Below are 11,802 nucleotides of genomic sequence, written 5' to 3'. Positions count from 1 at the left end.
CTCATTTAGGAGTGATATTTTGAAAACAACTATTATCCCAGAAAAATGTATCGCCTGTGGCTTATGCCAAGTCTTAGCACCTTCTGTATTTGATTATACCGCTGAAGGGATTGTTATCTTTAAACAAGATTCTAACTCTTTAGACTTAGATGTCTCAGATTCCCTTCAACAAGAATTAATGGCAGCATATAAAGAATGCCCTACACGTGCTATTATCGTTGAAAAATAAAAATAAAACAAGAAAACACCTCACTTTAAAAGTAAGGTGTTTTTTGTTATTTACATTTTTTTTGTTTACTAATCAGAGGGATAACCTTCTGATGGATTAGCATAAACACCATACTCACTAATGTTCCTTTTACCAAATTGAAAGGTACAACCCCATACAAGACATATTTGCTGACACTCATGCCAATATCAAACCCTGCAATCTTGCTATACAGCGGAATAATTGCCACGGCATTTAGAACCGACATAACCACTGTCATAATAACTGTACCTGTCACAAATGATGTGATTAGATTCTTAGTCGTTTGTTTCGTCTTACTCAAATAATAAATCGGTAAAACAAAGCTTAAAGCTGCAATAAAACTCGCTGCATCTCCAATGAAAGCTGCTGGTTCACCACTTGTTAACATGTGTAGTAACGATCGGACTAAAGCTGTTAAAATGCCTGCTACTGGACCGAACACATAGGTGCTAATCAAGATAGCAATTTCGCTAAAGTCAACTTTCATAAATGGAAAAGCGGGAATAACTGGAAAGGCAATTAATAACAGGATATAAGCAATTGCTGCTAACATCGCTGTCCCTACCATTTCCTTCGTTTGATTCTTTTTCATGATATCCTCCTAGAAGGATCCATCTCAGGTGAAGCATTTGATCATTTTTCATGTGACTAACTGTTTTCCTAGAAAATAAAAAAACTACTTTCTACAGGAAAGCAGAAAATAGCATAGTCTTATCTGAAATATCATCAAATAAGCTCTATCTTCTCTTATCCAGACTTTACTGTCGGTATTGGAATTTCACCAATTCAGCCATTGCCGAAGCAACAGGTCGTGGACTTTACCACCGGTCGGGAATTACACCCTGCCCTGAAGACGAACCTTAATTATTTAATTGTTCGTTATTATTATAGCAATTACAAATCTAAAATCAATAGTTTTGCCTGAGAAAGTTAAATACATCACAATCTTTTTTGAACAAAAAAAACCACTTCTATCCCATTAGATAAAAGTAGTTAATTTTATTATAAAACATTGATACCGACAACACCATTCCCCGCGATTGAAGGAGGTAACATCATTGTAACTGCCGCATGTTCTGCAGTGATAAGTTCAACTTTATCCCCTTCGACGATTTCTTTAACATCCGTTTTGATACCACCGACTTTTAATTCGTCAGTGTAAATATTCACGCCATCATTAAACATAGCTGCTTCTTCACCTTTAACATCTGTTAAGAATAATGAATGTAATTGACCATCTTCTGTTTTATTAATTGATTTTACTACTGCTCTATAAGTGTGATCTGTTTTACCAGCTTTAATTTTAACAACCTCTTCAGTCTTAGCTTGATTACTTTGATCGGCTTTTTTATTTGTCATATACATATTAAATAATAAACTTCCACCAACACCAATTAATAAAGCAGCAAATAACAGCTTATTAATACTTGATTTGTTCATTATTTATCCTCCTCTACTATTTAGTTAATTCCATTAATGAGCTAATTTCTTTACGACTTAACGCACGGTATTGACCTGGTTTTAAACCAACTAAGTCAAGATTTCCATACAACTCACGTTTTAATTTTGTCACTGGGAAGCCCACCGCTTCTAACATTTTTTTAACTTGATGGTTACGTCCTTCATGAATGATTAACTCAACAATTGCTGTTTTCTTTTCGTTATCCGTTGAAATAATTCGATATTGAGCTGGAGCTGTTTTCCAGCCATCGATTTTAACCCCTTTAGTCAGTGGTTTTAAATCATGAGGGAATGGGACACCTTTAACTTTTGCAATATAGGTTTTATCAACTTCATGCTTTGGATGTGTCAGGGCATTGGCAAAATCGCCATCATTTGTTAATAATAACAAACCTGTTGTGTCGTAATCTAAACGACCAACTGGGTAAATGCGTTCTGAAACACCTGGTAAAAAGTCAGTTACCACTTTGCGCCCTTTGTCATCAGACACCGCAGAGATAACACCTCTAGGCTTGTACAACATAAAGTACACATTCTCTTCTTGAGTAATTGGAACACCGCTAACCGCAATTTTATCGCCCTTAGCAACCTTCACACCCATTTCAGTGACAATTTTGTCATTAACTTCAACTTGACCTTGGCGAATTAATTCCTCGGCTTTTCTTCTTGATGCAACACCGCTTTGAGCAATAACTTTTTGCAATCTTTCCATTAGTTTGTCTCCTCTACTGAACTATCAGACTCATCTGCATTTTCAGTTTTATTTTCAAGTCCGTCTAAATCTTCTTTAAAATTATCGAAGAACAAGTCGCTTGGAATTTCTTTTTCAATCTCATCTTCCATCTCTTCAATAGACGGTAAGTCTGTCATATTTTCCAAACCGAAATAATTCATAAAGTATTCTGTTGTGCCATAAAGAATAGCACGACCTGGACCGTCAACACGTGATTTTTCTTCAATCAATTGACGCGCCACTAATTTTTGAACAGCCGACGATGACTGAACCCCACGAATCTCATCAACTTGCATTCGTGTGATAGGTTGTTTATACGCAATAATCGACAAGACTTCTAAAGCTGACTGAGACAAGCTATTAGATAGTGGTGATTGAGCGTAATCTTTGATTAACTCAGCGTAATCTTTTTTAGTCGTTAAGATAAAGTGATTGCCGACTTCTAAAATATGTAATGCTGATGCATCATTATCTAAATGACTTGCTTTTAATTCTTCAATTCCTTTGAAAATCGTTGCTGTTGGCTCATCAATCAAAGAAGCAAGCTCATCTAATGAAACTCCCTCATCTCCTGCAACAAATAACAACGCCTCAATTTGACCCGTAATTTTCATCTGTGTCTCCTACTCTATATCATTCGCTTCATCAGCTGACTCATTAATAATTTGTTGATTGTACATCATAATTGGTTCGTAATTATCATCCTGTTTGGCAATAATTTTACGTGACTTGATTAACTCAAGCAATGCCATAAAGGTCGTCACAATTTCACTCTTAGTATACGTTACAAATAACGAACCAAAAGGAATACCGGTTTTAGCTGGTAATTCCTTCATCATATTCGCAATAAATGTCATCTTATCATCAACAGACTCTTGGTCGTTTGTGATAGTTGTTTCTTGTGGTCCCAAATGCTTACGACGCTCTAAGATATCATGAAAGGCTAAGAATAAATCAATGGTACTGACTTCACCTGGTTCTAACGGCTCCATCTCTTCTTTGTATTCACTTAAGTCAGAAGGTTCTTTCGTGTAATATTGACCACGCTCTTCTTCTTTAACTTGTAAGACAGTCGCTGCATATTTAAACTTACGATACTCCAGCAATTGAGCAACTAACGCCGCACGTGGATCATCTCCGTCTTCTACAAGTTCACCATCTTCATCTAAGATTAGTTCTTGCTTAGGCAGTAACATTTTACTCTTAATCGACATTAACGTCGCTGCCATGACAATGTAATCACCGGCAACTTCTAACTGTAAGATTTCCATGCTTTTTATATAATTCATATATTGAGTTGTGATATCCGCGATTGGAATATCATAAATATCAACTTCTAGTGTTTTAATCAAATGTAATAATAAATCGAGTGGTCCCTCAAAGACATCTAATTTAACATTTAATTTCTCCATGATTCCACTCCTTTGGTAAAAATTTATTATAACATAAAAAATAATGAATCCGCTATGTTTCTAAGCTCTCGGGAAGTGATCTTTATAGACATCTGACATTCGTTGTTTCGTAATGTGTGTGTAAATTTGAGTAGTGGAAATATCAGCATGCCCTAACAATTCTTGAACAACTCGCAAGTCAGCTCCGTTCTCAAGTAAATGGGTGGCAAAACTATGGCGTAACGTATGGGGTGTGACTTCTTTTTCAATTCCTGCTTTTTTAACATGTGCAACAAGATTCTTCCAAATACCTTGACGACTAAAGCCCCGACCGTGATGGTTTAAAAATAAGTAGGGTTCGTTCTGTCCTAGTCTAACCAGTAATGGACGACTCTTTTCCAGGTAGATATTAATCCAGTTAATGGCAATGTCACCTAACGGAATAATTCGTTCTTTATCCCCTTTACCGATTGTTTGAATTAAACCAAGGGATAAATGGAGATCAGATAATTTTAGGTTGATTAATTCGGTTACACGCAACCCTGTAGCATACATGACTTCCAAAATCGCTCGGTCACGAATCCCAAATTTATCCGTCGTGTCTGGCGCTTCTAAAATTTCTTCGATTTCCTTTAAAGACAAGCTCTTAGGCAACTTCTTAGCTTTCTTAGGCGTTTCAATATGTTGCATAGGATCATTATCCGTATAACGCTCTTGTCTTAAAAACTGATGGAACTTCCGTAGGCTAGTGATCATTCTTGTAATAGTGGCTGATGATTTATTTTCATCATTCATCGTCTTTAAAAAGCCTAACACAAAATAACGATCTACTTGTTCCCAACTCGTTATATTTTCTTGTTTTAAATAATCAAGATACTGCATCAAGTCACGTTGATAGCTAACGATAGTATTCTCTGATAAGCCGCGTTCAATTTTCAAATAATGCATATAATCATTTAAATTATTTTCCACAGACTCACCCCTAACTTTCTTCCTATCATTATAACGTAGTTGAATACTGGCAATCAACTTTGAAAACAAAAAAACAAGACCTAAGCCTTGTTTTGACATTCCTTACAAACACCGTGGAACGTTAGACGGTGATCGCTTACTTTAAATTTAAATTGTGATTCAACCGTTTTTTCTACTTCTAATAGTAAGTCTTCTTCGACTTCTTGAATACTACCGCATTCTAAACAAAGCAAATGATGATGGAAATGCTTGGCACCTTCTTTACGTAAGTCATAGCGTGCCACACCATCATTAAAACTAATTTTATCGACAACTTTCAATTCTGTCAGCATTTCAACTGTCCGATAGACCGTCGCCAAGCCGATTTCCGGACTCTTTTGTTTAACTAACATATAGATTTCTTCTGCTGATAAATGATCTTTATCATTTTCTAACAACACTAAGACTGTCGATTCGCGTTGCGGAGTTAGCTTATAGCCACCATCATGGAGCTGTTTTCTGATTTTTGCTAATTTTGCTGATGTGTCCATGACTTCCTCCTTAATTAGAACCATTCTAAAATAACATCTTAATTCGTCAAGCTCATTTGTAACCATTATAATCTATGGTCCACTCCAATGCAATCATTCTCAATTAGAAATTAAAACAAAAAAAGCAGAGACAAAGTCTCTGCTTTAAAATCATTAGTTAGCGTTTTTAACGTCTTGGAATGATTTAGAATCAACGTAAACTTCTTCTTTAAGAACGTTACGTTTTTTAGTTTTAATTGTGTAGATGTGGTAAACAAATACTGCAATGTTGATTACTAATGCAGCGAAGCTTAGTACGAATAATGCTGTTGTACTGTGTGAGCTCTGAACTGCAAATTGTGACTCACCTACGAACGCTGGGAATGTCATTGTAAACATCATCCAGAATGCTAATGTGTGAGCACGGTGTTGTAACCAAGCACCTTTTTTGATGAAAAATGCAGGAATAGTACATGATAATAATAACGCTAAACCAGCATAGAATGAGTGATCTGATACACAGTTATAAACATAAGCGAAGTTCCAAACATCATAAGCAATGATCCAGAACCACATTTGGTCAGCCCAAACCATGTCTTTTTGTTTGTTTTTACTTACTTGGATACCCATCCAACCACAGATAGTAACGATGTTTAAGATACCAGCGATACCATTCATAATGTTCCAGCTACCTGAAATCATACGAACGCCATCTACCATACCATCAACGTGCATGTTATAAACTTGGAAGTCACGGATAACTGCTTCCATAATGTTGAAAGCTAAAATAAACGGTGGGAACATTAACAAGTATTTGCTTGCTGTTGATCCTTTAACGTAACGGATATACCAGAAACCTAGACATCCTGCTAAAGCTGAATAAACTTTAACCCAGTGGAACCAAGTTCCTGTACTACTACCAGGACCAGCAGTTGTTGGCCAAACAAAAATCGTTAAGACGATTGGCACAACAGTGAACATAACTAATGCAACCCATTTGTTAAGGCGGCTGATTTCATTCAGTCCGATTAACGCACCTAATACGACAAACCACATAAGAGCTGATTGCCAAGGCATACTTTCAAAGAAAAACATATAAATCTCCTCCTACAAATAAAATAATGTATGTAATAATTTCTACACCCTTAGAATACGCCCTTTAAAAATAAAGAATATAGACAAAAACACGATAATGCACAGTTTTTGTGCACTATCGTGTTTTTGTACTAAAAATAGTTGATTATAAATAATGTTCTGCTACTTTTTCGATCGTCCCCACAGTCATCCGCTCAATTCGGTCGACTAAATCACGTTTCTCTTCACGTAAGTTAATAACTAGCCAATGAATAACTTGCGCGACAATCGCTCGCCCGTAAAAATCGGCAATCTCTTTGCGTGTTTGGTCTTTAACATCACACATCGCTGGATTATCAACCATGATAGATAACAGCATACTATTTGTAATTTCATACAAAAAATTCTCTAATCGATCACGACTTAAAGAGTGAAAAGTATTTAAACAAAACGCTTTATTTGCTTCAGTGTAATCCAATACTTGCATTAAACCTTCTTGCCATGTATTGATCCCTTGAAAACGACCCAAACCATTCACGACTTCATTGTCATAGGTCCAGGCTAATAGCTCATTAATATCAGAAAAATGATAATAAAAGGTATTACGAGATACTTTGGCATATTCAGTTACATGATTCACTCTGATTTTATCTAGCGGTTGTGATTTCATTAAATCTTTTAACGCTAACGACAGTGCTTGTTTCGTCACATATCCTTGTCCCATAACTACCTCCTACTACTCTTTACTCTTGTTCTTCTGTTTGTTCTAGCAAGATGGTAAAGCCATCTTCTTGTTTCACTTTACGCGCTTTTAACAATGAACCTAAAGCACGTTTAAATTGACCTTTTGAAATAGCAAACGTTGCTGTAATTTCTTCTGGTGCTGATTTATCTGTAAAAGGAATCTTGCCCTCTTTTGATTTCTCTAAGAAAGTTAAGATCATCATGGCGTCATCTGAAATAACTTCATGAGCTCTTGGTTTGAATGACACATTTAGGATACCACTTGGTGCTACACCGATCACACGTGCTTTAGCTACTTCACCAATACGCGGTTCAATATAACGCTCTGACGGGTGTAAGAAACCTAAGTAGTTATCTTCTGTAATAACATAAGTTCCAGCTACTTTTAAGCGGTACGCTGTTACCATCACATCTTTATTTTTAAACTCATCTTTGCTTGTCATTGGCACATGACGGCCAATTTCATTAAAGTAACTATCTTCAGCAAGTGTTGCCCATAAACGGTCTTTGTTATCGACGGTTAGTGACACCATTAAACGGTCTCCTTTTTTAGGCCACAACTCTTTCATCGTTGGTAATTCATCCAAAGACACAACCACTTCTTTATCCGGTAAACCAATATCAACGAATGCTCCTAAATCTTTACGCGTCGCGATGACTTCAGCAAAGCCAAAAACACCTTGTTGAATCGTCGGAATGTTTGTCGTAAATTTATTATCTTGTTTCGGTCCGTTATAACCAAAACCTTCAACGGCGTCACCTAGTTGTTGCTCGCCTTCTGTTTTATCTAATTTAAACGTCACACCGTCTTTTTGGACGAAGTATGATTTCTCATTTTCATCTGTTACTAACCCGGTGAAAACTGTTCCTAGTAAGTTTTGCATGTTAATCTCCTTTAATTCTCGATGATTTATTATAACACAGGCTAATCAGCATTTGGTAGTTACCCCAAATAAAAAAACAGCCTACAAGCAGCTGTTTTAATTTAATCCAAAGCTATCTAAATATCTAACTTCGCCAGACACATCTTTCAAACCATTGGGGACTAATTCTTTAATCAAGTAATAGTCATCAGGTACATCAAGTGTTGTTGTGACATGATATTTTTCAGCCGGCACATAGCCAAAGCGATTGTAGTACGCTGGGTCACCCAAGATACTAATGGCACGATAGCCGTTTTCTATGGCGCGCTCTTCTAAGGTTTTAATTAAGTCAGCTCCATAACCTTGATTACGTTCTGATTTTTTGACAGCTAATGGCGCTAAGGCTAGAAAACCTGTTTCATCACCAATCACAATGTCACTTAGCATGCCATGACCAACAACCGCTTTGTTCTGTTCATAGACCACTTCAAAATCTTCTTCGTAAGTAATTTCATCTCTTAATCTAGCAATTAATTGATCTTCATCAGCTTGAGGATTTTCTTCTAAAAAAGCTTCTTTCACAAGTATTCCCACTTTTTCAAATTCATTAGGTTTAATTGTTCTAATGCTCATAATACTCTCCTTTATCAAAAAACACAGACTCACAAAAGTCTGTGTTTGATTGTTTTATCTAATACCTAACGCAATACGGGCGTAACGTGACATTCTATCTGTTGTCCAAGCTGGATACCAAACAAGCTTCACTTCAGTACCAGTGATTTCCGGTACATCTTTCAATGCGTCGTAGATGTTTTGTGTTAGAACATCTGCTAAAGGACAGCCCATTGTTGTTAACGTCATTTTAACGGTACAAAAACCATCTTTCGCTAAGTCTACTTCATATATTAAACCAAGGTTCACTACATCGATTCCTAACTCTGGATCGATAACGGTTTCCAAGGCTGTTAAAATACGCTCTTGTATTTCTGCTACTTCTTCTTCTGACCAGTTGTTTTCTTCAGCCATAAAAAGCCCTCCCTTATTTCTATTCTTACTTATCATAACGGTTCTAGCACCGTTTGTAAATTCTCTTGTCTGCATTAACAAAATAAAAACTGGCAACCGAAGTTACCAGTTTAAATCTTATGAATGTAATTCTTTTAAATAAGCTCTTTGTTGATCTTCGTTCCAATATTGCCCTAAAACACGTTGTGTTGGGACGATATTAACGAACGCTTTTTCATCAATTTCATAAACATATTTTTCTAAGTCGTATAATTCATAACGGCTGACAACTGTCATGATAACTGTGCTACTACTATTAGAAAAAGCGCCTTTAGCATCTAACAACGTCATACCACGAGGGATATTCACTTTTAATTTATCAACCACTTCTTGCGATTTACTTGAAATAATGAACGCAGTGACTTTCTGACTACTAGTGTGTAATTTATCAACCACAACTGATAAACAGTAGATTGACAAGATTGTATAAATTGCTGTTTGCCAATCATACATCAACCCAGCCACGGCAATAATCACTAAGTTTTGTAAGAACATCAAGCTTGCGACTGAACGTCCTGTTGTTTTAGCAATCACTAGCGCAACAATATCCAGTCCACCTGTTGTAAAACCAAACTTTAAACACAATGCCGCACTAATCCCGACGATAACCCCACCTACAAGTGAGTTTAATAACGTGTCTTGTGTTACTGTGACAACCGGAATAATCATTGTTGACAATGACATTGCTACAACTGCTAAGAAACTATACACCGTTGCAGATTTCCCAAGCTTTAACCAACTTAATAAGAAAATTGGAATGTTTAAGACAAAGATTAAAATCCCTGTTTCAAATTGCATTCCCAAAAACTTATCAAATGCTCCAGAGACTAACTGGGCAATACCAGGTAAACCTGAAGAAAAGACGTTAGCTGGGATTAAGAACATATTTAAAGCTACACCCGCTAATATACCAGATATAACAATAACAACTAATTTAACGAATACTTCATTTTTAAAAATCCATGCAGCAGAATTTTTCATTTCTGTTTCCTCCTTTTATTTTCTCTCTCATAGCATAGAATATCAGTTTACTTATAGGAAAGAAAGGCTTTTGCAAAATAATTTGTCCTGCTTTAATCAAACGTTAATTCATGCTATATTGAAACCGTAGACAAATTAAAAATAACTCATTGGAGGCTTAATATTATGGCTAAAGATCCTAGCTTTGACATTATCTCAGAAATCAATTTAGAAGATGTAAAAAATGCTTTACAGGTTGCAAATAAAGAAATCAAAAACCGCTTTGACTTTAAAGACTCACTTGCAGAGATGTCTCTTGAAGGTGGTAAGTTACTACTTGTTTCAGAAGACGACTACAAGGTCGAGCAACTGAAAGATGTGCTTTTCAGCAAACTAGTAAAACATGGTGTTCCTATTAAAAATATTCAATTCTCTAAAAGCGAGCACGCTCTTGGTGGTAATGCCCGCCAATATGGTGAGCTTGTCAGTGGGATTGAACAAGTTAATTCGAAAAAAATTATCAAAGCAATCAAAGATTCTAAACTTAAAGTTAAAGCGACTATCCAAGATGAACAAGTTCGTGTCTCAGGTAAAAGTCGTGATGACTTACAAGCGACAATCGCGTTACTCCGTGATCTAGAGTTGCCCATCGAATTACAGTTTACTAATTTCAGATAACATTTACCTGCCAATTAGGCAGGTTTTGTTTTATAAAAGATAAGGAGTTTAGATATGCCTGTTTTAGTTTCCATATTAATCGTGCTACTCATCATTATTCTCATCGCATTATTTAGCATCAGCGGATTTTTGTTTCATCACCTAACCTATAAGAATAGTCATTGGTTTTCAAAAACAGCTCACGGTATTATTAATCCAAATGACGCCACTACTTCAAATGATACTCAGTTAATTTATAATAAAGAACTGATTCACTTTTGGGACAACTTTGATGAATCCGTCGAAATAACCTCTTTCGATCACTTAAAGCTATTCGGAAGAATCTTTTATGCTATACCTAAATCAAATAACTGGGTCATCCTTGCTCACGGCTACCGTAGTAACGGCTATTTTGATAGTGCTCCGATCGCTCAGGAATTAGTTAAGAACGGTTTTAACTGTCTAGTCATTGATCAACGCGCTCATGGTCAAAGTCAAGGAACTAGAATCACATTAGGTAAAAATGAAAGCCATGACTTGGTAGCTTGGACTACTTTTCTAAAAGATAACCAAACTGTTGAACAGTTATTCTGGTTTGGCGATTCCATGGGTGCCGGGACTGTTTTAATGGCCAGTCCTCAAGCACATACGTTAGGCATGACAGGGATTATTGCTGATTGTGGCTATTCAGATGTTCCGACTTTATTCCGAGATATTTTAACAAATCGTTTTAAAGTGCCTGATTCTCTGCCGCTGCTGACGATTATTAATCTTATCAGTCGTTTACGCTTAGGTTTTAATTTTAAAGCTATTTCACCAAAAACTAATTTAGAAAAAAATACGGTCCCTTTGCTTTTGATACATGGCCAAAAAGACCTCTTCGTTCCTGCTTATATGAGTTTGGAAAACCAAAGCGCTACTAATGGCCCTGTTGAAACACTATTTATTGAAGATGCTGGTCATTTTCAATCACACATTATTGCACGCGACGAGTACTTTAAAACTCTTATAAATTTTATAACTAAATCATCTTAAAAAGAACTCATATAACTGAGTTCTTTTTCTTTACTAAAAGTAAGCAAGATGATATATTTTATTAGTTATTTTATAACAAATGATTTAA

At 36.1% G+C, this 11,802-nt stretch carries 16 protein-coding genes and 1 riboswitch; of the genes, 3 read left to right on the top strand and 13 right to left on the bottom strand.

Translation table 11 applies throughout. The features are described from left to right. Positions 1-19 precede the first annotated feature (19 nt). Complete coding sequence (locus tag G7081_RS05670) at positions 20-229, top strand: ferredoxin (RefSeq protein ID WP_202982255.1); 210 nt, start codon at positions 20-22, stop codon at positions 227-229. Positions 230-275: 46 nt separating this feature from the next. Here the strand turns inward: G7081_RS05670 and G7081_RS05665 are convergent, their stop codons facing one another. The 13 genes from G7081_RS05665 to G7081_RS05605 form a co-directional block, all read right to left on the bottom strand. Next, positions 276-842 carry an ECF transporter S component gene (locus G7081_RS05665; RefSeq protein WP_166007988.1) on the bottom strand — a complete coding sequence of 189 codons (567 nt, stop codon included), beginning with the start codon at positions 840-842 and terminating at the stop codon, positions 276-278. 143 nt (positions 843-985) lie between these two features. Then, a riboswitch (FMN riboswitch) is annotated at positions 986-1,109 on the bottom strand. Positions 1,110-1,252: 143 nt separating this feature from the next. Continuing rightward, positions 1,253-1,690, bottom strand: a complete 438-nt coding sequence (locus G7081_RS05660) for a hypothetical protein (RefSeq protein ID WP_166007987.1) — start codon at positions 1,688-1,690, stop codon at positions 1,253-1,255. A 16-nt stretch (positions 1,691-1,706) separates the two neighbouring features. Beyond that, a complete protein-coding gene (locus G7081_RS05655) occupies positions 1,707-2,423 on the bottom strand; it encodes a pseudouridine synthase (protein WP_166007986.1) in 717 nt (238 codons plus the stop codon). Beyond that, on the bottom strand, positions 2,423-3,058 hold the full coding sequence (gene scpB, locus G7081_RS05650; protein ID WP_166007985.1) for an SMC-Scp complex subunit ScpB: 636 nt from the start codon (positions 3,056-3,058) through the stop codon (positions 2,423-2,425). Before scpB ends, G7081_RS05655 begins: the two co-directional genes overlap by 1 nt. Positions 3,059-3,067: 9 nt before the next feature. Further along, positions 3,068-3,856, bottom strand: a complete 789-nt coding sequence (locus G7081_RS05645; RefSeq protein ID WP_166007984.1) for a segregation/condensation protein A — start codon at positions 3,854-3,856, stop codon at positions 3,068-3,070. Between the two features lie 60 nt (positions 3,857-3,916). Beyond that, positions 3,917-4,783, bottom strand: a complete 867-nt coding sequence (xerD, locus tag G7081_RS05640; protein ID WP_420824513.1) for a site-specific tyrosine recombinase XerD — start codon at positions 4,781-4,783, stop codon at positions 3,917-3,919. Positions 4,784-4,887: 104 nt separating this feature from the next. Then, positions 4,888-5,337, bottom strand: coding sequence for a ferric iron uptake transcriptional regulator (gene fur, locus G7081_RS05635; protein WP_166007982.1), 450 nt, complete (start codon positions 5,335-5,337; stop codon positions 4,888-4,890). 153 nt (positions 5,338-5,490) lie between these two features. Next, positions 5,491-6,411, bottom strand: a complete 921-nt coding sequence (locus tag G7081_RS05630; protein ID WP_166007981.1) for a DUF5692 family protein — start codon at positions 6,409-6,411, stop codon at positions 5,491-5,493. Between the two features lie 145 nt (positions 6,412-6,556). Further along, positions 6,557-7,114 (bottom strand): TetR/AcrR family transcriptional regulator C-terminal domain-containing protein, encoded by a 558-nt coding sequence (locus tag G7081_RS05625; RefSeq protein WP_166007980.1) that lies wholly within the window; start codon positions 7,112-7,114, stop codon positions 6,557-6,559. A 19-nt stretch (positions 7,115-7,133) separates the two neighbouring features. Next, entirely contained in the window at positions 7,134-8,018 is an 885-nt protein-coding gene (locus G7081_RS05620; protein ID WP_166007979.1) for a CvfB family protein, read from the bottom strand. A 96-nt stretch (positions 8,019-8,114) separates the two neighbouring features. Next, positions 8,115-8,630, bottom strand: coding sequence for a GNAT family N-acetyltransferase (locus G7081_RS05615; protein ID WP_166007978.1), 516 nt, complete (start codon positions 8,628-8,630; stop codon positions 8,115-8,117). Between the two features lie 54 nt (positions 8,631-8,684). Next, positions 8,685-9,023: a metal-sulfur cluster assembly factor gene (locus G7081_RS05610; protein WP_166007977.1), complete on the bottom strand. Its 339-nt coding sequence runs from the start codon at positions 9,021-9,023 to the stop codon at positions 8,685-8,687. Between the two features lie 117 nt (positions 9,024-9,140). Further along, on the bottom strand, positions 9,141-10,043 hold the full coding sequence (locus G7081_RS05605) for a YitT family protein (RefSeq protein WP_166007976.1): 903 nt from the start codon (positions 10,041-10,043) through the stop codon (positions 9,141-9,143). 165 nt (positions 10,044-10,208) lie between these two features. Between G7081_RS05605 and G7081_RS05600 the strand changes: the two genes are divergently transcribed. Both G7081_RS05600 and G7081_RS05595 read left to right on the top strand, forming a co-directional pair. Then, a complete protein-coding gene (locus tag G7081_RS05600; RefSeq protein ID WP_166007975.1) occupies positions 10,209-10,700 on the top strand; it encodes a YajQ family cyclic di-GMP-binding protein in 492 nt (163 codons plus the stop codon). Between the two features lie 54 nt (positions 10,701-10,754). Next, complete coding sequence (locus G7081_RS05595) at positions 10,755-11,714, top strand: alpha/beta hydrolase (protein WP_166007974.1); 960 nt, start codon at positions 10,755-10,757, stop codon at positions 11,712-11,714. Positions 11,715-11,802: the final 88 nt, after the last annotated feature.

This window comes from Vagococcus coleopterorum (assembly GCF_011303955.1).
In the GTDB taxonomy this organism is placed as follows: domain Bacteria; phylum Bacillota; class Bacilli; order Lactobacillales; family Vagococcaceae; genus Vagococcus_D; species Vagococcus_D coleopterorum.
This window is presented reverse-complemented; position numbering and strand designations above follow the sequence as displayed.

Coding starts and splice junctions, on each gene's coding strand:
- fur (WP_166007982.1), bottom strand. CDS start 5,337: ATGGACACATCAGCAAAATTAGCAAAAATCAGAAAACAGCTCCATGAT.
- G7081_RS05610 (WP_166007977.1), bottom strand. CDS start 9,023: ATGGCTGAAGAAAACAACTGGTCAGAAGAAGAAGTAGCAGAAATACAA.
- G7081_RS05600 (WP_166007975.1), top strand. CDS start 10,209: ATGGCTAAAGATCCTAGCTTTGACATTATCTCAGAAATCAATTTAGAA.
- G7081_RS05655 (WP_166007986.1), bottom strand. CDS start 2,423: ATGGAAAGATTGCAAAAAGTTATTGCTCAAAGCGGTGTTGCATCAAGA.
- G7081_RS05615 (WP_166007978.1), bottom strand. CDS start 8,630: ATGAGCATTAGAACAATTAAACCTAATGAATTTGAAAAAGTGGGAATA.
- xerD (WP_420824513.1), bottom strand. CDS start 4,783: ATGCATTATTTGAAAATTGAACGCGGCTTATCAGAGAATACTATCGTT.
- G7081_RS05605 (WP_166007976.1), bottom strand. CDS start 10,043: ATGAAAAATTCTGCTGCATGGATTTTTAAAAATGAAGTATTCGTTAAA.
- G7081_RS05645 (WP_166007984.1), bottom strand. CDS start 3,856: ATGGAGAAATTAAATGTTAAATTAGATGTCTTTGAGGGACCACTCGAT.
- G7081_RS05630 (WP_166007981.1), bottom strand. CDS start 6,411: ATGTTTTTCTTTGAAAGTATGCCTTGGCAATCAGCTCTTATGTGGTTT.
- scpB (WP_166007985.1), bottom strand. CDS start 3,058: ATGAAAATTACGGGTCAAATTGAGGCGTTGTTATTTGTTGCAGGAGAT.
- G7081_RS05665 (WP_166007988.1), bottom strand. CDS start 842: ATGAAAAAGAATCAAACGAAGGAAATGGTAGGGACAGCGATGTTAGCA.
- G7081_RS05660 (WP_166007987.1), bottom strand. CDS start 1,690: ATGAACAAATCAAGTATTAATAAGCTGTTATTTGCTGCTTTATTAATT.
- G7081_RS05625 (WP_166007980.1), bottom strand. CDS start 7,114: ATGGGACAAGGATATGTGACGAAACAAGCACTGTCGTTAGCGTTAAAA.
- G7081_RS05595 (WP_166007974.1), top strand. CDS start 10,755: ATGCCTGTTTTAGTTTCCATATTAATCGTGCTACTCATCATTATTCTC.
- G7081_RS05620 (WP_166007979.1), bottom strand. CDS start 8,018: ATGCAAAACTTACTAGGAACAGTTTTCACCGGGTTAGTAACAGATGAA.